The following is a 20,055-nucleotide window of genomic DNA, read 5'->3' as shown; positions in this document are numbered from 1 at the left end:
CCTCACGCCGCGACCTTCTCGGTGAGCAGCTCGAACGATCGGGCGCGGTCGTCGATGTCGTAGACCAGCGTGTTGATCATCAGCTCGTCGGCTCGCGTGCGCTCGAGCAGGTCCGCGAGCTGGCCGCGCACCGTCTCCGGCGAGCCGAGCAATTGCCCGGCCCGGCGCTGCCGGATGAACGTGCGCTCGTGCTCCGACGGGCGGAACGCGGCCGCCTCCTCCGGCGTGGCCAGCGCCTGCGGCGTGCCGCGCACCAGGTTCAGGAACGCCAGGTCGCGCGGACCGGCGAGGGTATCGGCGCGCTCGTCGGTGTCCGCGCAGATCGCCGCGACGGCCACCATCGCGTATGGGCGCTCCAGGCGCTCGGAAGGCCGGAAATGCTCGCGGTAGAGCGCGAGCGCGGGCTCGGTGTTGTCGGGGCTGATGTGGTGCGCGAAGGCGAACGGGAGCCCGAGCACCGCGGCCACCTGGGCGCTGTAGCCGCTGGAACCCAGCAGCCAGATCTCCGGTTCCTCGCCGCGACCCGGCGTCGCGGTGATGCCGCCGGGATCGGCGCCGCGGAAGAAGCCCAGCAATGCGGCCAGCTCCTGGGGGAACGATTCCGCCGACAGTCCATCCGCGGTCCGTCGCAGCGCGCGGGCGGTCGCCTGGTCGGTGCCGGGCGCGCGTCCGATGCCGAGGTCGATCCGGCCGGGATGCAGCGCGTGCAGGGTGCCGAACTGCTCGGCGACCACGAGCGGAGCGTGATTGGGCAACATCACCCCGCCGGAGCCGACCCGGATGGTCGAGGTGGCGGCGGCCAGGTGGGCCAGCAGCACGCTGGGCGCCGAGCTGGCGATGCCGGGCATATTGTGGTGTTCGGCGACCCAGAAGCGGTGATAGCCCAAAGCCTCGGTGCGCCTGGCCAATTCGGTGGTCGCGTCCAGCCCCTCACGGACGGTGCGGCCGGACTGCACCGGCGCCAGATCCAGTACGGACAGCGGGACGTCGATCATGGGTCTCCTCCACAGTGGCGATCTCCACTGCCAACGCCGCCCGTCCTCGGTGTATTTCGCGGCCGCCTCAGCCGCGTGCGATCGTACGGAAGACCTCGATGGTCTCCTGCTCGTCCTGAGTGGTGCCGTGGTCGCTGAGCTTGACGATGACGGTGCCAGTGGGCGGGTCCACGTAGACGTACTGGCCGTACACGCCGACGGCGGTGAGGTCGGCGCCGTCCCCGCCGGTCGGGTGCCACCATTGCGCGCTGTAGGGCCAGACGCCCACCTGGTGCGGCGCCGGCGTGCGGATGCGGTCGAGCCAGGCAGGCGGCACGATCTGCGCGTCGCCGGCCCGTCCGCCGTCCAGCACCAGCCGGCCGATCTTGGCGAAGTCGCGGGCGGTCGCGTTCAAGCAGCAGAACGCTTTCTCCTGGCCTCCGGGGCGATCGAGGTTCCACAGCGCGTCGTCCTCGGCGCCGATCGGCGCCCAGATGTCGCGCTCCAGCAGCTCGGCCAGCGGCAGGCCTTCGACCCGCGCCAGCGCCATGCCCAGCAATTGGGTGTCCACGCTGCGATACTCGCCCGCGCTGCCCGGAGGGAACCGCAGGCCGTGGTGGTCGCGGACGAATCCGGCCAGATCCTCGGTGAGGTACATCCGGGCGGTCCCCGTCAGCGGCAGATATTTGTTGTAGTTCTCCGATACGTCTACCCCGGAGGCCATGTCCAGCAGGTCGCGGATGGTGACGCTGTCGTACTCGCCGCCGGTGGTCAGCTCGGGCAGGATCTGCACCAAGCGGTCGTCCTCGGTGAGTTTCCCCGCAGCGACGGCTCGGCCGGTCAACAGCGACACGATGGATTTCACCACCGACCACGAGGACTGGCGGGTGGTCGCGGTGAAGCCGTCGCGGTACCACTCGTGTGTCACAGCGCCGTCGCGCAGAACGAGGAAAGAATTGGTGTGCGTGGTGCTGAGGAAATCGGCTATCGAGAGCTTCGAGCCCTTCCAGGGCACTCGGTCGGGCAGCGGCCGCGGTGCGATCGGCAGGGGACGCGGGGTGGGGGAAGCGGCCACCGTCCGGCTGTCGAACAGCGCGCCCTGCGTCGACGGCGGGTCGGTCAGCAGGCGCAGCAGTGTCGGCGGCGACGGGATGTGCAGGACGGTCGTCGTCGCGAACGCCGCGCCGACCAGGACGGCGACGATCACGAACAAGACGACGACGGCGCGCGGCGCGAAGCGGCCGGGTCGCCTGCGTCGGGGTGCTGCTTCGGTCATGACAAAGGCCCCATCGGTAGGGGTTCCGATGATGGCATGCCCGACGCCGGTCCGGTAAGTCCGCATTTGCCGCGGCGGTCGGCCCGGAGCCGACGCGCGCGCCGGCCGGGCGGTAGCGTGACCCCCCGGGCCGGACCGTGCGATGATCCGACATCGTGTTCCGGCGTACCGGCAGGCGACCGGCGCCGCTGCCCAGCGAGGGAAGGACCGCAGTATGACAGCCTCCGACCGTCACCTTCAGGACGCGGGACCCTCGGATCCGGCGGACGGCGGGGACTCGGAGGGCTACGCGCGCGGCCTGAGCCCGCGCACCATTCAGATGATCGCCATCGGCGGCGCGATCGGCACGGGCCTGTTCTACGGCGCGGGCGGCGCGATCGAGCAGGCCGGTCCCGGTCTCATCCTGGCCTATCTGGCGGCGGGCCTGGCCGTCTTCGTGATCATGCGGGCGCTCGGCGAATTGCTGACCTACCGGCCGATCTCGGGCAGTTTCGCCGAGTACGCGCACGAATTCCTCGGCCGCTTCGCCGGTTTCGTGACCGGCTGGTCGTACTGGGCGGTGTGGGTGGCCACCTGCATGGCCGAGATCACCGTGGCGGGCAAGTACGTGGAGTACTGGTTCGACATCGCGCCGTGGCTCACCGCGCTGGTCGTGCTCGCGGTGATGTTCTGCGCCAACTTGATCTCGGTGCGGCTGTTCGGCGAGGGCGAGTTCTGGTTCTCCACCATCAAGGTGACCGCGATCGTCGGCATGATCCTGCTCGGCATCGGCGTGCTGCTGTTCGGTTTCGGTCATGCGCCCGACCCCACCGTCACCAATCTGTGGGCCGACGGTGGCGTGTTCCCCAACGGCCTCGGCCAGTCGCTGCTGGTGCTGCAGATCGTGCTGTTCGCCTACGTCGGTGTGGAATTGGTCGGCGTCACCGCCGGGGAGGCGCGCGAGCCCCGCAAGACGCTGCGCAAGGCGATCAACACGCTCCCCTTCCGGATCGGCCTGTTCTACGTCGGCGCGCTCGTGGTGATCATGGCGGTGTCCAGCTGGCGCACCTTCCACGCGGGCAAGAGCCCGTTCGTGGAGGTCTTCGAGCAGATCGGCATCCCCGGTGCGGCGGGCATCGTCAACTTCGTGCTGCTCACCGCGGCACTGTCGTCGTGCAACTCGGGGATCTACTCGACCGGCCGGATGCTGCGCACCCTGTCGCTGCACGGCGAGGCGCCCGCCCGGCTGAGCAAGCTGAGCGCGAACGCGGTGCCCCACACCGGGATCACCGCGTCCGCGGCGGCGATGGTGATCGGCGTCGTGGTCAACATCATCTCCCCGGACAAGGCCTTCGCCTACATCACCTCGGTGTCGACCATCGGCATCATCTTCGTCTGGGGCGTCATCCTGGTCTGCCACCTGCTCTACCGGGCCAAGGTGGCCCGCGGTGAGCTGCCCGCGAGCGACTACCGGCTGCCCGCCGCGCCCTACACCACCGTGCTGGCGCTGGCGTTCCTCGGGCTGGTGGTCGTGCTGCTGCTGTTCACCGACAGCGGGCGCACCGCGCTCGTCGTCGGCATGGTGTGGGCGGTGCTGGTGTCGGCCGGGTACCTCGCGCTGCGCAAGATCGGTGACTCCAGCACCGTGACCGACCACGTGCACACCAGCTGACGGGCGGTCTTCGCTAGGCGGCCGCGAAGAGCGCGACAGCGCCGACCGTCTCCACCACGCCGTAGAACCAGGTCGGGTAGAAGGCCGTCCGCTCATCGAGCACGGCGGACACCACCCGGCCGACAGCCATGCCCGCCAGCGCCGCGCCGACCGTGACCATGATCCCGCCGCGCAGCGATCCGAGGTCCACAGCGGCCACCGCGAGCACGGCCGCCATCGCCAGCCCGAAACCGCCGTAGACGGCGCGCACTTCGTAGCGGGCGCTCGCCTCGGTGAGCCGGACGCCGAACGGCCGGATCAGCGCGGCGGGCGCGGCGAGTGCGTACACGCCCATGCCGAGGAAGAAAACACCGACTACTCCGCACACTGCCTGTGCCACTGCGACCTCCAACTCTCCGGTTCGGTTCGGAAAGCCCAGCTTGCGCCAGGGCAGGGCCAGACGCTTCCGAAAACCCGCTGCCTCGAGTCGTGTCGGCGCTCGCCTGGCCTGCGGGCCTGCTTCGGGAGTCAGTCGGTCGCCGACCGCCGGGGCATCATGGCCGCGGCCACGACCATGACCACGGCCATCGCCGCGATCGTGACGAAGACCAGATGCACCGCCGAGGCCAGTGCGGTGGGCAGCGGGTGGTCGGTGTGGCCGACGCGCGAGTTCACGATCGCGCCGAACACCGCGACGCCCACCGCGCTGCCGAGCGAGCGCGCGAACATGTTGGCGGAGGTGACCACGCCCCGTTCGGTCCATTCGGCGCTGGTCTGCGCCGCGATCAGGGTCGGGGTCGCGACCAGGCCCATGCCGGTGCCGATGACGAAGCACGACGCGGCGACCTGCCACAGCGCCGAGTGCTGGGTGATCAGCAGCGTGCTCGCGGCGCCGAGCGCCGCCAAGCCGCTGCCGATCAGGGCGGTCGCGCGGAAGCCGATGCGCAGGTACACCTTTCCGGCTTGGGACGCGGCCAGCGGCCAGCCCAGCGTGAGCGCGCCGACCGTCAGGCCCGCGACCAGCGCACCCGTGCCGAGTACACCCTGGGTGAAGGTCGGCACATAGGAGGTCGCTCCGAGCAGGACGGCGCCGATCAGCACCGACACCAGGCTGCTGGCGATCACCACCCGCCGGGTGAACACCCACAGCGGCAGGATCGGATTGCGCGCCCTGCGTTCGACCAGCCCGAACAGCACGAGCAGGAGCACGCCGCCCGCGAAGATCGCGACGCTCACCGGCGAGGACCACGCCCACGCCTGGCCGCCCTCGAGCAGTCCGAGGATCAACGCGCCCGCGCCCACCGCCAGCAGCGCCGCACCCAGGTAGTCGACACTCTGCCTGCGTCGCGGCGCGGCTTCGGCGAAATTGCGCACCAGCATCCATCCGGCCAGCGCGCAGAGCGGAAGATTGATCAGGAAGATCCAGCGCCAGCTGACATACTCGGCGAACAGGCCGCCCAGCAACGGGCCCGCCACACTCGACATGGCCCACACGCTGGCCAGATATCCCTGGACCTTGGCGCGCTCCGACAGCGTGTACAAGTCGCCCGCGATCGTCATCGTCATCGGCTGGATCGCTCCGGCGCCGATGCCCTGGACGGCGCGGAAGACGATCAGCCCGAGCATGCTGGTCGCCACGCCGCACAGCAGCGAACCCAGTGCGAACATCGCGATCCCGAACAGGATCACGGGTTTACGGCCCACGGTGTCGGCGAGCTTGCCGTAGATCGGCACCGTCACCGCCTGCGCCAGCAAATAGATGGAGAACAACCAGGGGAACTGCGCGAAGCCGCCGAGGCTGTCGGTGATGGTGAGCACCGCCGTGGCGATGACCGTCGAGTCCAGCGCGACCAGGGCGGTCGCCAGCATCAGCGAGCCGAGGATGGCGCCGCGCTCGGATCGGAGCCCTACCGACGCGGTCACAGTCTCGGTCGCCACCGCGGCCCCTCTCGTTCGCCTGTCTAAACACCTCGAACGACCGTATCCGCCCTTCGACTATTCCCGCATGCGGATTTCTCCTGCCCGGCGCGGGCTGCCCACCGGGGCGGCGGTCCGGTGAGCAGCCCGGCCGAGGCGGCGGCGCGACCGTAGTCGGTGGCCGGCACCCCGAATCACTGGGGCAGATCCGCCCCGGTCGGCGGCGGCTGTGCGTCGAGGACGGCGAGTTCCTCGTCGGTGAGCAGCCGCGAGCGGATCAGGAATCGCACCCCTTCGGGCGCTTCCAGGGAGAATCCGCTGCCACGGCCCGGCACCACGTCGACGGTCAGATGGGTGTGCCGCCAATACTCGTACTGGTCGGCGCTCATCCAGAACGGGGTGTCCGCCGCCGGGTACCCCAGCAGCACGTCCGACGCGCCGACCCGGAATTCGCCGCGTGGATAGCACATCGGCGCACTGCCATCACAGCAGCCGCCGGACTGATGGAACATCACGGGGCCGTGCTGCTCGATCAGTCGGCGCAGCAGCGCGTGCGCCGGTCCGGTGAACTCCACGCGGCCGGCCGGATCCGGCATCAGAAGAATCCGAGCTTGTCCGGCGAGTAGCTGACCAGCAGGTTCTTGGTCTGCTGGTAGTGGTCGAGCATCATGCGGTGGTTCTCGCGCCCGATGCCGGACTTCTTGTAGCCGCCGAAGGCGGCGTGCGCGGGGTAGGCGTGATAGCAGTTGGTCCACACCCGGCCCGCCTTGATCTGACGGCCGAGGCGGTAGGCGGCGTTGATGTCGCGGGTCCACACTCCCGCGCCGAGTCCGTAGAGGGTGTCGTTGGCGATCTTCAGCGCCTCGTCGACGGAGTCGAACGTGGTCACCGACACGACCGGCCCGAAGATCTCCTCCTGGAAGATCCGCATGTCGTTGCGCCCGGAGAAGATCGTCGGCTCGACGTAGAAACCGCCGGGGAACTCGTCGACCTTGCGCGGGCCGCCGCCGGTGAGCACCTCGGCGCCCTCCTGGCGGCCGATGTCGATGTACGACAGGATCTTTTCGAACTGGTCGTTGCTGGCCTGTGCGCCGATCATGGTGGCCTCGTCGAGCGGGTTGCCGCTGCGGATGGCTTTGGTGCGTTCGATGCACCGGGCGATGAACTCGTCGTAGATCGAGGAGTGGATCAGCGCGCGGGACGGGCAGGTGCAGACCTCGCCCTGGTTGAGCGCGAACATCACGAAGCCCTCCACCGCTTTGTCGAGGAAGGCGTCGTCGGCGGCCATGATGTCGGGCAGGAAGATGTTGGGACTCTTACCGCCCAGTTCGAGCGTGACCGGGATGATGTTCTCGCTGGCGTACTGCATGATCAGCCTGCCGGTGGTGGTCTCGCCGGTGAAGGCGACCTTGGCCACGCGCGGGCTGGCCGCCAGCGGCTTGCCTGCCTCGACGCCGAAGCCGTTGACCACGTTGAGTACTCCCGGCGGCAGCAGATCGGCGATCAGCTCCACGACCTTCAGGATCGAGGCCGGGGTCTGCTCGGCGGGCTTGAGCACCACGGCGTTTCCCGCGGCTAGGGCCGGCGCGAGCTTCCAGGTGGCCATGAGGATCGGGAAGTTCCACGGGATGATCTGCCCGACGACGCCGAGCGGTTCGTGGAAGTGGTAGGCGATGGTGTCGGCGTCGATCTCGCTGATGCTGCCTTCCTGGGCGCGCACCGCGCCGGCGAAGTAGCGGAAGTGATCGACCGCCAGGGGCAGGTCGGCTGCCAGCGTTTCCCGGACCGGCTTACCGTTCTCCCAGGTCTCGGCCACCGCCAGCGCCTCGAGGTTGTCCTCGATCCGGTCGGCGATCTTGTTGAGGATGTTGGCTCGTTCCGTGGTCGACGTCGCGCCCCACGCGTCGGCCGCCTGGTGCGCGGCGTCCAAGGCCAGCTCGATATCGGCGGCCGAGGACCGCGCCACCTCGCAGAAGGTCTGGCCGTCCACCGGGGAGGGATTCTCGAAGTAGCGGCCTTCCACCGGGGCGGTCCACGCACCGCCGATGAAATTGTCGTAGCGCGTGGCGAATTCGACGACGCTGCCCTCGGTTCCCGGCTTCGCGTAGCTCATGGCGGGTGACTCCTCGCTGGTTGCGGACGTGATGCACACGGCGCGGCGGCCGTGATGCGGGTCACTATGCCCCGCGAGGGTTGACGAAACGTTGAGGCGCGCGAGCTCAGTCGCGCAGCGCGCCGTGCAGCCGGGCGGCCGCCAGCGCACGCCGTCCGTCGCCCGCGGGAAGCAGGCGAAGCGCGTATTCGTGGATCTCGATGTCGTGCGGTGCGCGCTCGCCGTAGCGCAGCGCGTACTCGACGTTTCCGCTGGACAGCACCGCGGTGCGCAGGCCGACCGCCAGGTACTCGCGCCACTGCACGATGCCGGGGGTGTCCGAGTCCGGCAGCAGCGGCCCGCGATACAGCTCGACCGCCGTGGCGGTGTCGCCCGCTTCGAGCGCGGCGAGCACGTCCACGGCGTCACAGGACAGTGGGCTCACCAGCTGATAGACCCGGCTGGTGATGTCGCCGCCGGTGGCGCGCCGCAGGTAGGACATCTCGGATTTGAGCGTGCTGGCCCCGACCGGCCGGTCGCCGTACACCGCGAAGTGCAGGCGCTCGTGGGTGAACCCCTCGGGTTCGAGCGCCAGCAGGGTCAGGATCTCCAGGTGCCTCGGGCGTAGCCGCACGGGGGCGCCGTCACGGATCAGGCGGGCGGCGCCGAGACAGGTCAGCCGGACCCCCGGCGTGGCCATGCGGTGGTGCAGCTTGGTCTCGATGGCGGTTACCAGGGTACGGGCGGTGGACATGGCCAGTGGGTGCGCGCGATCCCAGGTGGTGGACAGATCCAGCACGCCGAGCTGGCGACCGTCCGCGGCGCGGATCGGCGCGCAGTAGCAGACCCAGCCGTGCAGGGCGGCGACCAAGTGCTCGGCGGAGAACACGGTATGCGGCCGTGCGGTGCGCAACGCCAGCGACAGCGCGTTCGTGCCCATGTGCGCCTCGTCCCATCGGCCGCCCGGCGCGAAGTTGACCTGTTCGGCGCGGCGGCGCATCACCGGACCGCCGTGCGACCACAGGATGGTGCCGGTCTCGTCGGTAATCGCCGCGACATAGCCCGCGCCCTCGGTGATGTCGCGCAATTGGTCGGTCAGCTCGGATACCGGTGTACGCAGGGGGGACTCGGCCCAGCGGGCGGCCACATCGGCGTCTGCGTGGGGTGCGTGCTCGCACGCCGGATCGACGGTGCGCAACGATCGCAGCCACGATTGCGCGACCTCGCTGCGCAGCGCGGAATCGCCCTGCGGTGTCCCGGCGGGTATCCATCGAGACCACTCTTGTTCCAGTGCAGCGCGTCGCTGCGAGAGGGAACTGCGCTGTGCCATCTCCGCGGATCCTGTGTCTTCGCTCCGATCGTCTCCGTGCCCTCCCATCATGCCCCAGCACACGGCTGGGCATTCCGTTTCGGCGCGACGTCCACGGGTCTGGACCAACGACGGTCGGACCGCCGCGTTCCCCTCGGGCCGACCGGCGCGAAAGCGCGCGGACACCCAGGCAATCCCGGCGGCGCGACCGGCGATCGGTGTGCGACCGGCCTCCGGCCGCACACCGACTCGGCCGATTACGGCGTGGAGAAACCGATCAGCGCCCCGATGCCCGCCCCGATCGGAACGGTGACCAGGGCGCCGACCCCGCCGAGGAAGAAGCCGATCACGGCGCCGATCCCCGCGCCGATGAGAGCGCCGATACCGGCGTTGTACTGCTTGCGCGCGAGCGTGTCGTCCTCACCGACGAACTGGGTGAGGCGCTCGGAGGTCGCGGGCGCCCCGACCGGCGTCACCGTGAGGGTGCGGCCCGCATCGGTGATCGTGGGCGCCAGCCCGTGCGCCGCGCCCGAGGCATGGAATGCCAAGGGCATGGTCGCGACGACCTGTCCCGTCCCGTTACGCAGTTCGACGGCGCCTGCGTCGGCCGTCAGCGCGAAGGTGCCCGCGTCGAGGGTGGTGACCACCCCCGTGCCGTCGGCGGCGGGAGCCGAGGTGAAACCGATTCCTTGCTCGACGCCGTGCACGCTGACCTGCGCCGGTGCCGTGGGCTGTGCGTGCGCGACACCCGTCGCTATTCCGGTGGCTCCGACCGCCAGTAGGGCGGTTGCGGCGAATCTGTTGACTCTCATCGTTTTTCCCCACATAGTCGTGTCGGCCACGAGTGCCGACGAATCCCCGAGATGCCGGTTCTCGGCCCCACCCATTCTGGCCGCAGGGCTTTCGCGAAGCAATCGTTCTGCGAATTTCACGAAGAATCGGTGACGCGCTCGCATCGGCGCGCTACTGAATTACGCACGGGTAGTGCTTGTTTCGCTGCTCGATTCGGCCGAATTGCAGAATGTGTGCTGATTCGTTTGATGCGGTGCGGAATTCGGGCGGTGGACCCTGATATCTCCGGAAAAATTCAGGCCTGGCAACCGAATCGAGCCGAGTTCGTCGCCAGAGCGCTGTCGGCGTGCTGGGTTTACTGAGGCCCGGTCCGAGATCGGAGGGTGAACTTCGCCGCTCGGGTGGTCGCTCGGCGCGAAGCCGCGATTCGAAGCCGCTGCGGGGTTGCGGCACTCGATATGGGGATCGCGTCGGTGGGTGTGGCCGCCGGGCTCGGGGATCGATTCCACCAGGTGCCAGACGATTCCGGGGCCGCGCCGGTGCCGAGCCCGGCCGCGATCACGGCGCCGGGGCGGCGGCGCGGAGCCGGAATCATCTGGCGTGCCGCGGGAGCGCTCCGCTCAGAACGCGCTACCGGTGCCGGGCAGCATCCAGGCAATACCGGGCCAGATACCGAACGGACTGCCGTAGAAGCCGAACGGGTTGCCCCCGTAGCCGTAACCGCCCCAGCCACCGTAGCCGCCCCAGCCGCCGTAACCGCCCCACCCGCCATGGTGACCCCAGCCGCCGTGGCGGTGCCAGCCGCCGTGGATCTCCTGGGCCTGGCTCACCTGCGCGACGGTCGGCTGCTGCGCCATCGCGGGCGCGGCGACCGCGGCGACGGGGGTCAGTGCGAGCGCGGCGACCATCGCCACGCGGACAACCGCTCGCCGGGCGCGTCCGGTCTCGACGTCGTGAATCATCGGTACTCCCTCACTTCGGTACGTCTTCGTCCGGTCGGTGACCGATTCGGAGGCCATCGACCCAATCTAACCAATGTATATCGTACCGTTGAACAACGGTACATTCAATGTGGTTCGGTCGTGCGAGAATTCTCCCCACGGAGCGTCGCCGCTCGTGCCGGGTGGTCGCGCTGGGTAGCGTCGGGGCAGCGGACCACCCGAGAAGGAGTCGACCGATATGGCTACCAGTGCCGATGTGCTCACCGACGCCTACGAGCGAATCAAGGAGATGGTGCACGAAGCGGTGTACGGGCTGGCGGAGGACGACCTCGTGCACCGAATCGATCCGGGCGCCAACTCGATCGCGTGGCTGATCTGGCATCTGACCCGCGTGCAAGACGACCACCTCGCGGAAGTGGCCGGAACCGAGCAGGTCTGGACGGCGCAGGGTTGGTACGACCGCTTCGACCTGCCCATCGACGCGGCAGCGACCGGCTACGGTGACCGCCCCGCCGACGTGGCGGTCATCCGGGCGTCGGCCGAATCGCTGACGGGCTACTACGACGCGGTGCACGAACAGACGCTGCGCTTCGTCCGGAAATTGACCGACAGCGATCTGGACCGCGTCGTCGACGTCCGGTGGGATCCGCCGGTGACGCTGGGTGTGCGGCTGGTCAGCGTGATCTCCGATGACCTGCAGCACGCGGGCCAGGCGGCATTTCTGCGCGGCGTGCTGGAACGGACGGAGTAACCGGCACCGGGAAGTCGTCGACCCGTGCGCCGCGCTCGCCGTGCCGTAGGTTGATGCCGCGCAAGCCGAATGTTCACAGAGAGTGGCGTCGTGGTCGTGAAGAGTGTTCTGGTCGGTGTCGCCGTGCTCGTTCTCGTGGCTGTCGTTGTGCTCACGATCGTCGGCGCCCACTGGTATCTCTGGCGGCGGCTCGTGCGGGACACGACCGCGGCGGGTTCCCGCGCGCGGCGCGTCGGCACCGCCATCGTGCTGGCCTGGCCATTGCTGCTGTTGGGCGCGACGGTGGCGGAGCTGGCGTCCGCTCCGTTCGCGGTGGTCCGGATCATCGCCTGGCCCGGCTATCTGTGGGGCGCGTTGTTCGTGTACCTGCTGCTGGCGCTGGCGGTCGGCGAGCCGATCCGGATCCTCGCGCTGCGCCGGTTCGATCGGTGCCGGGCGGTACCGGACCAGGGGTCTCCTGCGGAGATCGGTTCTGTCCCGGAGTCTGCTGTGGGGACCGGTTCCGAAGACGCCTCTGCCGTGGGAAGCGGTTTCGCGCCGGCGTCCCTGCCGGACACGGCCGCTTCCGCCGTTGCCGCCGAGTCCCCGAAGACTCGCCTACCGCGCCGCGTCTTCGTCTCGCGTGTGGTGAGCGGCGCCGCGGTCGCCGCCGCGGCGACCACCGTCGGAATCGGCGCCTACGGCGTCCTGGACGGACCGAGTGTCAAGCGCGTCGCCGTGCCGCTGGCGAAGTTGCCGCGCAGAGCCGACGGGTTCCGCATCGCGGTGGTCAGCGACGTGCATCTCGGCCCGATCCTGGGGCGCGGCTTCGCGCAGCGAGTGGTGCGGAGGGTGAACGACACCCAGCCCGACCTCATCGCGGTCGTCGGCGACCTGGTGGACGGCAGCGTCGAGCACCTGCGCTCGGCCGTCGAGCCGCTGGCCGGGCTGCGTGCCCGCTACGGCGCGTTCTTCGTGACCGGAAACCACGAGTACTTCTCCGGCGCCGAGCAGTGGGTGGAGCACGTTCAGGAACTCGGGATGCACCTGCTCGCGAACGCCCGCACCGAGCTGCCCGGGTTCGACCTGGCCGGGGTGAACGACCTACAGGGCGAACGCATCGGGCAGGGACCGGATTTCGGCAAGGCGCTCGGCGACCGCGACCGGGCGCGCACCGCGGTGCTGCTGGCGCATCAGCCCGTGCTGATCGAGGACGCGGTAGCGCACGGCGTCGATCTCCAGTTGTCCGGCCATACTCACGGCGGCCAGCTCTGGCCCGGCGATTATCTTGCCGGGCTGGCGAATCCGACCGTCGCCGGGCTGGAGCGATACGGTGACACGCAGCTGTACGTCTCCCGGGGAGCCGGGGCGTGGGGTCCACCGGTGCGGGTGGGCGCGCCGTCGGACATCACCGTCGTGGAACTCGTATCGCTCCGGGCTTGACCGCGACTGTCGCGGTCAGCCGAACAGTCCGCCCAGCACACCGCCGCTCTGACCGGCCTCCTGTCCGCCGCCGGTGCCTCCGACGAAGCCGCCCGGCGGCAGCTCCGACGGTTGCACAATGACGAAACCGTGTCCGGAGAACGACAGTGTCATCCCCTCGCCGGTGCTGCGGCCCATCAGCCTGCCCAATCCGAACGAATCGTTGCGTTTGATGCCTGTCTGCAGGCTCGATGACCAGGCCACCGCCGCCTGCGGGTCGGCGTAGGTCGGCTGGTCGACGTTGAGTACCACCGGCGTGCCGTGGGTGGTGATGGCGATGCGGCCACGGCCGGTGAAGACGCAGTTGAACAACCCGGCGTTGCTGGCGAATCCGGCGGCGCCCTGCACCATTCGGATGTCGTAGCGCAGGGTGGAATCGAAGGCCAGCACGTTGGCGCCGTTGATGGTGAGCCCGTCGGTGCCGTCCAAGTCGATGGTGTGCACGTCGGCGGCGCCGTTGGCGACGAACAGGTCACCACGCCCGGACACCTTCATCAGCGGAACGCCCTCACCGGTCAGCCGCTGCTGGATCGCCCGGCCGATCCCGCCCGCGCCGAGCGCCTGGAATTGCAGGTCGCCCTGGTAGGCGACCATCGATCCGGCGCGAGCCATGACCTCGCCGTTGACGGCCACCTTGATCATCTTGCCGCCCTGCTTCTGGATGCCCGCGCCGGTGACTTCGGCGTGGCTGGGGGCGAACAGTTCGCTCTGCATCGGCAGCGCTCCTTGCTGAGGTGAGTGCATCGGTGGTGGCGGCACCGCGGCGGCCGGCGCGGAATAGGCCGGTGGCGGTGGGTAAGAAGGCGATGGCGCGGGCTGGTACGCCGGTGGCGGTGGTTGATTCGCCGGTGGCGGGGGAGGTCGATAGGCGGGCGGGGGAGCGGGCGCCGGAACTCGCGGGGCCGGCCGATTCGCCGGTGGGGGAGCCGCAGCGGGCGCCGGGGCCGGTTCGTCGTCGATGCTCACGCCGAAGGCCGTCGCGATTCCGGCCAGTCCGTTGTCGTAACCCTGCCCGACCGCGCGCACCTTCCACGCGCCGCCGCGACGGTAGATCTCCACACACACCACGGCGGTCTCGGTGCTCAGCCCAGTCATCGGGAAGGCGAGCGTGCCCGAGGGGGACGCGATGGTCGCGCGCAGCGACCCCGCGGACGCGAAGGTGGGCGGGCCGTTGCCGTCCAGGCTCGCGGTGACGACGACGCGGTCCACATCGCCGGGCAGCGCGCTGGTCTGGATCTCTACCACGTCGCCCGCGCCTTGGCCGTGCCGGTAGGTGACGCCGGGGGCGACCGGTTGATTGAAGAACACGAAATCGGCGTCGGAGCGCACCCGCCCCGCCGAGTTCAGCAACAGCGCCGAGACGTCGACGGGGGCCGAGCAGGTTACGGTCACCGTCAGCCGGTCGCCGGGCGCGGGGCGGTTCTCACCGCGGGCGAGGTCGGTCACGGCAGGCCGTCCGATCCGCGGCGGCGCCGTCGGGTTGACATGCGATTCACGGGCTCCAGTGTGTCGTGCGTCCGCAAAGCGCGCCACAGGCACACCGGGTCGTGCATCGACCAGGCGCTTCGAGTCGGTGCGCGGGTCGGTCCAGCGCCGTCGGCGGACACATGGTGTTCGCGCGATCGGACGACAGATGTCGGCCGGAGGCTCCGAGTCGGGACCGGGCCCACTCCGGCGGCGGAACACCGGTGGTTGGGCCCGCCTCGGCCGACGTGCACGCGGTCGGGCGCTCACACGCGTCCGGGCCACTGCGGCGGCGGGGCCCCGGAACGCGTGAGAGCCCGGCCGTGTGGACCGGGCTCACGTGATGGATGCGGGTCAGAGGACTTCGGCGTACATGGTGCCGTCGAGGATGCCGAATTCGACCTGCCCCGGGAACAGGGGCAGGGCGCCGGTGGCGTGCTGGGTGTGGTTGAGCGCGATGGTCTCGGTGGCCCACCGGTGCAACGGCTCGGGTAGACGCAGGACCCGGTGGTCGGTGCAGCGAACGTACGGATAGGTGGTCTCGCCGGGCCGGGCGAGCGGGTTGTGGATGTCGAGGGCGGCGATGTCCAGGACCAGGCCGGTGTGCTTGGCGGAGGCGACGGTCGGTGGCTGCAGTTCGATGTCGTCCATGACCGAAGACGGTAGCTCGAAGGATGCCCGATGCGGGTGATTCCACGCGAATGTCCCTGCTATTTCACGGGAGGCGGCGGACGGCGAGGTTCATCGAATTGGGTGAACCCCACCGCTACCACCAGCGATCGCGGCAGGCTTGGGCATACCGATGCCGCGCCGGATGTCCCGGAGCCACCGGGACTGTGCCGAGCCTAAGCGACGCTGAACGTTCGCGGGGCGTTTCCGGGGAATCGGCGGACGTTGCCGCCCGGCCCGGATCCGGTGGCGACCGGCCGGTAACCGACGTCGGGATGTCCGATTCCCGGTGCGGCGGCTTACTATGCCTGCGGCGTCAAAGAAGCTGTGCGCGTTGAGTATCCGGCACGGCTGTGTGCTGTTCGGTTTTTCCTTCAGGAGGGTAAAAGACGTGCTCTACGTAGTCATCGCGGCCATTGTCGTCGCGTTGTTGGCCGTGTCGGCCGTGGCGATGGTGTGGGATCCGCGCCGTCGTACGGAGTCGGACGAGTACGACTACGAGTACGGCATGGACGAGGACGGCGTCGTGCCGGACGAATATGCCCGGTCGGGCAGTGTCGAATGGCCGCGCAAAGAAAGTGTCTGACCGGCGGTCAGGGCCGCCCGGAAGGCGGTGACGTAGCTGGTGCTCAGCCGAGTATGGCTGGGCACCAGCTATTTTCAGCGAACTCCTGGCCGTTCGGCGAGGCCGGTCACGCCACCGTGAAGTCGCGCCACGATGCGTGCAGTCCCTGTCCGCGCAGGGATGTGCTGTGTCCGTCTTCGATCGGATGCAAGGTGATGATGCCGAAACCGATCTGCACCGTCTCGGGCAGCTGCGGCGCGCGGGTGGTGTACACCGGGGCGTCGTCGACGTACCAGCCTGCGGTGCCGGCGGCCCGGTCGATCGTGACGGTGTAGCGGTGGAACTCGCCGGGCTTGATGTCGATCCCCGCCAGCGGCGCGTGCACCACGTGGGTGAACGCTTCTTCCGCGGGAACGACGCCCGGCACGAACAATCGCTCGTGGATGGCGTAGGCGTGCTTGCTGGTCGCGATCAGGTCGAAGACCTGGGCGCTGCTCATATCGAGGACGTTGAACGCGGCGAAGCCGTCCCGGTAGTCCTCGCCGGTGGCGCCGATATTCTCCGCCGCCATCTCCACCGTGAAGGTTCGTGGACCGCCGGTGAGATCGAACGTTTCGGTCGACACCAGCAGATGCTTCGGATTGTCCAGGATCTGGACGTCGGCGTGTGACCGGGTGAAGGCGTCGATCCGGACCGACACGGCGCCCTCGCCGACCTCGGTGCGGGCGGCCGGGTCGGCGTAGCGCCAGCTCTGGCCGGGCCCGAGCGGGACTTCCAGGTAGCGCCACCGGTCCTCGCGGAGATCCGGTCCGTTCAGGTCGTCGTAAGTCATTGGGGCAGTCACCTTTCAGCCGTGTCGTCCGGCGGCGTCATCCGATAGGTCGTCCTCGGTCGCGCGGCGGCGCAGTGCGGTCACGACGCCGTTCGACGAACCGGACTTGTAGCCGACGCCGCCCAGCAGCAGACGTTCCTCGGTCAGCCGCGGGCGTATCGCGGGGCCCATCGGCCACCAGTCGTCGAGTTCGACCAGGCCGGGCTCGATCAGTTCCAGATCGCCGAAGTACGAGGCGATCTGCTCGCGGGTGCGGTACCAGCCGGAGCCCAAGCCCATTCCGGTGAAACGCCGCTGCAGCTCGACGGCCATCTCGTGCGCCTCGCCGCCGTCGGCCGGATCGTAGAAATGCGTGATCGCGACGTAGGAGCCCGCGGGCAGCGCATCGATGTACTGACGCATGATCCCGGTCGGATCGAGGTCGTCGTCGACGTGATGCAGGATGCCGCACAGGATCAGCGCCAGCGGCCGGGTGAGATCGAGGTGCCGGGTGACGTCGGAGTGCGACAGCAAGGTCTTCGGCGCGGTGAGATCCGCGGGCACGAAATGCGTGAACTCGTTGCGCTCGAGCAGGACGCGGCCGTGGATGTTGCACACCGGGTCGTTGTCGACGTACACCACGCGCGCAGTGGGATTCTGCTGTTGGGCGATTTCATGGGTATTGCCGACGGTCGGCAGCCCCGCGCCGATGTCGAGGAACTGGTCGATGCCGACGGTCCCGGCCAGATAGCGCACCACGCGGTGCAACCAGCGGCGATTCATGCGGGCCACATCGCTCTGCCGCGGCGCGACTTCGGCGACTTTGTCGCGCACGTAGCGGTCGACTTCGTAATTGTCCTTGCCACCGAGGGTGGCGTCGTAGACGCGGGCGATGCTCGCGCGTGTCGTATCCACGCCTACCGGCGCGCGAACACCGGTCCGGGGAGCGTGCTCGGACATGGAGACCTCTCTGTAGTTTCCGTCGCCTGGCTCACCAGCCTAGAGTCCGCCGAATCGGCGGGCAATGCGTGCGGATGCGTTCGGCGGGTGCTGATTTCGTGGACCGACGGCGGTCTCGCCGACCACGACCGAGCATACGAACCGGTCGATACTCATCGGCCGATCGCGGTGGTGACCGTTGGGGTTTCACGCCCTTTTTCGTCGTCGCGCGGTCGATACCGGTGACACCGAGGACGCCGGTCGGCTCGTCCTGGATGTCCTGCTCGTTGATCTGCGCCTCGTTCGCTGTCATATCGGGGTCCGTGGTGGGGGACGGGTTCAGGTTTTGCGGCCGACGCCGCCGAGGATGAGCCGTTCGTCGGGCCACGGCGTGCGCAGCGCGGGGCCGCCGGGCCACCATTGATGCAGCTCCACCAATCCCGGTGCAACCATCTCCAGCCCGTCGAACAGCGCCTGGATCTGCGCGCGGGTGCGCCACCGGCCGGTGCCCAGACCCCCGTCGTGCAAGGCCCGCTCGGCCCTTCTGGCCAGGACATGCAAATGCTCGTTCTCGTCGGCAGGATCGAAGAAGTGGCTGATCATCACGTAGGAGCCCGGTGCGAGACGATCGATATACCGCCGCATGATGCCGGCGGGGTCCCGGTCGTCGTCGACGTGGTGCAAAGTGCCGCACTGCATCAGCAACATCGGGCGGGACAGGTCGAGGTAGCGGTCGACCGCGAGGCTGTCGAACAGATCCGCAGGCCGAGTGAGGTCCAGGTCGAGGAAATGGGTGCGTTCGTTGGCTTCGAGTACCTCCCGCCCCCGGGCGACGCAGGCCGGGTCGTTGTCCACGTAGACCACCGCGACCGCGGCGTCGAGTTCCTGGGCGATCTCGTGGGTGTTCTTCTGCGTGGGCAGCCCGCTGCCCAGATCGAGGATCTGATCGATGCCCGCCGATTGGGTGACGTACCGGACCACCCGCTCGAGCCAGCGCCGATTCGCGGCGCCGACGTCGTCCTGGTGCGGCACTGCCCGCTTCAAGTGCCGGTAGGCCTGCCGGTCGGATTCGTACCAGTCCGTACCGCCGAGGGCGTAGTCGTACACGCGCGCGATGCTGGGTACCGCCGGGTCCACACCCGCTAGGCGGGTCGATCCCTCTGCCGACGTCATGGCGCTCCTCCTCCGCGTGGCCACCGTCGGGGGCGACTCTACGCATACCTCCGCGGGATCGCTCGGGATTGTGGGCAAGATATTGCGTTGGCACTCTTGCGAATACATGTTTGCGCCCCGGCGTTCCGGGCACGCGCTCGCGCCTGGACCGCCGCCCGGGAACGGCCTAGTAGGATTTGCAGCCGACGTTCAGACTGCTGTGATGGTGGAGGCACTACGCCCCGCGGTCTAACCCCCGATCGGCCGGAGGCATGCATGAGCAACGACGAGGACGCCGGTGACAACGCGGATCTTCCTGCCGCAGAACGTGGTCCGACCGTCCTCCGGATCGCGCTGGGCAGCCGGTTGCGACAGCTGCGCGAGGGCTGCGGAATCACCAGGGAGGCCGCGGGCGACGCCATCCGCGGGTCGCACGCCAAGATCAGCCGACTGGAACTGGGCCGGACCGGTTTCAAAGAACGTGACCTGCGCGACCTGCTGAGCCTCTACGGCGTTGTCGACCCCGCTGAACGCGAAACGTATCTCGAACTGGCTCGCCGGGCCAACGACCCGGGCTGGTGGCAGCACTACAGCGATCTGCTTCCCGCGTGGTTCGAGACCTACATAGGGCTCGAACAGGCCGCCACCACGATCCGCACCTATGAGGCGCAATTCGTGCCCGGTCTGCTGCAGACCGCCGATTACGCGCGCGCGGTGATCCAGCTGGGCAATACCGACGAGACCGAACGCCGCGTCGCCATTCGCATGCGCCGCCAGCAGATCCTCTACCGGGCGGACGCCCCGACGCTCTGGGCGGTGATCGACGAAGCCGCGCTGCACAGGCCGGTCGGCGGGGTGGAGGTGCTGCTCGAGCAGATCGAGCATCTGGTCACGATGGCCGACCGCCCCAGCATCCGGATACAAGTACTGCCGTACTCGGCGGGCGGGCACTCCGCCGCGGGTGGCCCGTTCAGCATTCTTCGTTTCCCGGAGCCCGAGCTGGCCGACATCGTCTACACCGAGCAGCTCACCAGCTCGCTGTATTTCGACAAGCAGCGCGATGTCGAGCTGTACATGTCGGTCATGAACCGCATCAGCGTGGAGGCGCTGTCTCCGGCCGAGAGCGTCGGTTTCCTACGCGAGTTGCTCTGCGGTATGCGCTCGGGCGAATAGGACGCGATCGGCGGCGCCGAGCGGGCCGTACTCGCGTGCGGCTTGCGCGGGGAGTTTGCTCGGAGCATTGTCCTTCTCCGCGCAGGTGGTACTGCGCACTTCCGGGGGCGGGTCCATACCTGCCGTTTGAAAACCGGGC

Annotated in this window: 19 protein-coding genes; 5 read left to right on the top strand and 14 right to left on the bottom strand. The window is 69.0% G+C overall.

Features of this window, described 5'->3' with window-relative positions:
- Positions 1-2: 2 nt before the first annotated feature.
- Both NA8_RS24350 and NA8_RS24345 read right to left on the bottom strand, forming a co-directional pair.
- Positions 3-995: an LLM class flavin-dependent oxidoreductase gene (locus tag NA8_RS24350; protein WP_063052674.1), complete on the bottom strand. Its 993-nt coding sequence runs from the start codon at positions 993-995 to the stop codon at positions 3-5.
- 67 nt (positions 996-1,062) lie between these two features.
- Positions 1,063-2,250 carry a serine hydrolase domain-containing protein gene (locus NA8_RS24345; protein WP_063052673.1) on the bottom strand — a complete coding sequence of 396 codons (1,188 nt, stop codon included), beginning with the start codon at positions 2,248-2,250 and terminating at the stop codon, positions 1,063-1,065.
- A gap of 214 nt (positions 2,251-2,464) precedes the next feature.
- On the opposite strand from NA8_RS24345, the gene NA8_RS24340 reads away from it, so the two are divergent.
- Entirely contained in the window at positions 2,465-3,901 is a 1,437-nt protein-coding gene (locus NA8_RS24340) for an amino acid permease (RefSeq protein ID WP_063052672.1), read from the top strand.
- 13 nt (positions 3,902-3,914) lie between these two features.
- Here NA8_RS24340 and NA8_RS24335 read toward each other — a convergent pair whose 3' ends face one another.
- The 7 genes from NA8_RS24335 to NA8_RS34625 form a co-directional block, all read right to left on the bottom strand.
- On the bottom strand, positions 3,915-4,280 hold the full coding sequence (locus NA8_RS24335) for a DUF4345 family protein (protein WP_084467063.1): 366 nt from the start codon (positions 4,278-4,280) through the stop codon (positions 3,915-3,917).
- 128 nt (positions 4,281-4,408) lie between these two features.
- Complete coding sequence (locus tag NA8_RS24330; RefSeq protein ID WP_063052670.1) at positions 4,409-5,818, bottom strand: MDR family MFS transporter; 1,410 nt, start codon at positions 5,816-5,818, stop codon at positions 4,409-4,411.
- Between the two features lie 173 nt (positions 5,819-5,991).
- Complete coding sequence (locus NA8_RS24325; protein ID WP_063052669.1) at positions 5,992-6,393, bottom strand: DUF779 domain-containing protein; 402 nt, start codon at positions 6,391-6,393, stop codon at positions 5,992-5,994.
- Positions 6,393-7,910, bottom strand: a complete 1,518-nt coding sequence (exaC, locus tag NA8_RS24320; RefSeq protein ID WP_063052668.1) for an acetaldehyde dehydrogenase ExaC — start codon at positions 7,908-7,910, stop codon at positions 6,393-6,395. Before exaC ends, NA8_RS24325 begins: the two co-directional genes overlap by 1 nt.
- A gap of 106 nt (positions 7,911-8,016) precedes the next feature.
- On the bottom strand, positions 8,017-9,219 hold the full coding sequence (locus NA8_RS24315) for a helix-turn-helix domain-containing protein (protein WP_084467057.1): 1,203 nt from the start codon (positions 9,217-9,219) through the stop codon (positions 8,017-8,019).
- Between the two features lie 236 nt (positions 9,220-9,455).
- Positions 9,456-10,010: a DUF8020 domain-containing protein gene (locus NA8_RS24310; RefSeq protein ID WP_063052720.1), complete on the bottom strand. Its 555-nt coding sequence runs from the start codon at positions 10,008-10,010 to the stop codon at positions 9,456-9,458.
- A 600-nt stretch (positions 10,011-10,610) separates the two neighbouring features.
- Complete coding sequence (locus NA8_RS34625; RefSeq protein ID WP_176579702.1) at positions 10,611-10,952, bottom strand: hypothetical protein; 342 nt, start codon at positions 10,950-10,952, stop codon at positions 10,611-10,613.
- A 217-nt stretch (positions 10,953-11,169) separates the two neighbouring features.
- Between NA8_RS34625 and NA8_RS24300 the strand changes: the two genes are divergently transcribed.
- Positions 11,170-11,682, top strand: a complete 513-nt coding sequence (locus NA8_RS24300) for a mycothiol transferase (RefSeq protein ID WP_063052666.1) — start codon at positions 11,170-11,172, stop codon at positions 11,680-11,682.
- Positions 11,683-11,772: 90 nt separating this feature from the next.
- Complete coding sequence (locus NA8_RS24295) at positions 11,773-13,104, top strand: metallophosphoesterase (protein ID WP_245663979.1); 1,332 nt, start codon at positions 11,773-11,775, stop codon at positions 13,102-13,104.
- A 15-nt stretch (positions 13,105-13,119) separates the two neighbouring features.
- Here NA8_RS24295 and NA8_RS24290 read toward each other — a convergent pair whose 3' ends face one another.
- Both NA8_RS24290 and NA8_RS24285 read right to left on the bottom strand, forming a co-directional pair.
- The gene (locus NA8_RS24290; RefSeq protein ID WP_063052664.1) at positions 13,120-14,589 is read right to left on the bottom strand and encodes an AIM24 family protein; all 1,470 of its coding nucleotides are present in this window, start codon (positions 14,587-14,589) and stop codon (positions 13,120-13,122) included.
- A gap of 372 nt (positions 14,590-14,961) precedes the next feature.
- Positions 14,962-15,258: a hypothetical protein gene (locus NA8_RS24285; RefSeq protein WP_063052663.1), complete on the bottom strand. Its 297-nt coding sequence runs from the start codon at positions 15,256-15,258 to the stop codon at positions 14,962-14,964.
- A 352-nt stretch (positions 15,259-15,610) separates the two neighbouring features.
- Between NA8_RS24285 and NA8_RS24280 the strand changes: the two genes are divergently transcribed.
- Entirely contained in the window at positions 15,611-15,862 is a 252-nt protein-coding gene (locus tag NA8_RS24280) for a DUF1634 domain-containing protein (protein ID WP_157106892.1), read from the top strand.
- 106 nt (positions 15,863-15,968) lie between these two features.
- Here NA8_RS24280 and NA8_RS24275 read toward each other — a convergent pair whose 3' ends face one another.
- The 3 genes from NA8_RS24275 to NA8_RS24265 form a co-directional block, all read right to left on the bottom strand.
- Positions 15,969-16,673 carry a DUF6081 family protein gene (locus NA8_RS24275; RefSeq protein ID WP_063052661.1) on the bottom strand — a complete coding sequence of 235 codons (705 nt, stop codon included), beginning with the start codon at positions 16,671-16,673 and terminating at the stop codon, positions 15,969-15,971.
- A gap of 15 nt (positions 16,674-16,688) precedes the next feature.
- The gene (locus NA8_RS24270; protein ID WP_084467056.1) at positions 16,689-17,612 is read right to left on the bottom strand and encodes an SAM-dependent methyltransferase; all 924 of its coding nucleotides are present in this window, start codon (positions 17,610-17,612) and stop codon (positions 16,689-16,691) included.
- 318 nt (positions 17,613-17,930) lie between these two features.
- On the bottom strand, positions 17,931-18,764 hold the full coding sequence (locus NA8_RS24265) for an SAM-dependent methyltransferase (protein WP_063052660.1): 834 nt from the start codon (positions 18,762-18,764) through the stop codon (positions 17,931-17,933).
- 255 nt (positions 18,765-19,019) lie between these two features.
- Between NA8_RS24265 and NA8_RS24260 the strand changes: the two genes are divergently transcribed.
- A complete protein-coding gene (locus tag NA8_RS24260) occupies positions 19,020-19,916 on the top strand; it encodes a Sco1979 family transcriptional regulator (protein ID WP_063052659.1) in 897 nt (298 codons plus the stop codon).
- The last annotated feature ends 139 nt before the right edge of the window (positions 19,917-20,055 follow it).

This window comes from Nocardia arthritidis NBRC 100137 (assembly GCF_001612765.1).
GTDB lineage: Bacteria > Actinomycetota > Actinomycetes > Mycobacteriales > Mycobacteriaceae > Nocardia > Nocardia arthritidis.
The sequence above is the reverse complement of the archived record's forward strand: the minus strand, read 5'-3'. Positions and strand labels throughout refer to the sequence as shown.

What these genes read in the sequence shown, in the direction of transcription:
- NA8_RS24350 (WP_063052674.1), bottom strand. Translation starts at nt 995, where the DNA reads ATGATCGACGTCCCGCTGTCCGTACTGGATCTGGCGCCGGTGCAGTCC.
- NA8_RS24345 (WP_063052673.1), bottom strand. Translation starts at nt 2,250, where the DNA reads ATGACCGAAGCAGCACCCCGACGCAGGCGACCCGGCCGCTTCGCGCCG.
- NA8_RS24340 (WP_063052672.1), top strand. Translation starts at nt 2,465, where the DNA reads ATGACAGCCTCCGACCGTCACCTTCAGGACGCGGGACCCTCGGATCCG.
- NA8_RS24325 (WP_063052669.1), bottom strand. Translation starts at nt 6,393, where the DNA reads ATGCCGGATCCGGCCGGCCGCGTGGAGTTCACCGGACCGGCGCACGCG.
- exaC (WP_063052668.1), bottom strand. Translation starts at nt 7,910, where the DNA reads ATGAGCTACGCGAAGCCGGGAACCGAGGGCAGCGTCGTCGAATTCGCC.
- NA8_RS24315 (WP_084467057.1), bottom strand. Translation starts at nt 9,219, where the DNA reads ATGGCACAGCGCAGTTCCCTCTCGCAGCGACGCGCTGCACTGGAACAA.
- NA8_RS24310 (WP_063052720.1), bottom strand. Translation starts at nt 10,010, where the DNA reads ATGAGAGTCAACAGATTCGCCGCAACCGCCCTACTGGCGGTCGGAGCC.
- NA8_RS34625 (WP_176579702.1), bottom strand. Translation starts at nt 10,952, where the DNA reads ATGATTCACGACGTCGAGACCGGACGCGCCCGGCGAGCGGTTGTCCGC.
- NA8_RS24300 (WP_063052666.1), top strand. Translation starts at nt 11,170, where the DNA reads ATGGCTACCAGTGCCGATGTGCTCACCGACGCCTACGAGCGAATCAAG.
- NA8_RS24285 (WP_063052663.1), bottom strand. Translation starts at nt 15,258, where the DNA reads ATGGACGACATCGAACTGCAGCCACCGACCGTCGCCTCCGCCAAGCAC.
- NA8_RS24275 (WP_063052661.1), bottom strand. Translation starts at nt 16,673, where the DNA reads ATGACTTACGACGACCTGAACGGACCGGATCTCCGCGAGGACCGGTGG.
- NA8_RS24270 (WP_084467056.1), bottom strand. Translation starts at nt 17,612, where the DNA reads ATGTCCGAGCACGCTCCCCGGACCGGTGTTCGCGCGCCGGTAGGCGTG.
- NA8_RS24265 (WP_063052660.1), bottom strand. Translation starts at nt 18,764, where the DNA reads ATGACGTCGGCAGAGGGATCGACCCGCCTAGCGGGTGTGGACCCGGCG.
- NA8_RS24260 (WP_063052659.1), top strand. Translation starts at nt 19,020, where the DNA reads ATGAGCAACGACGAGGACGCCGGTGACAACGCGGATCTTCCTGCCGCA.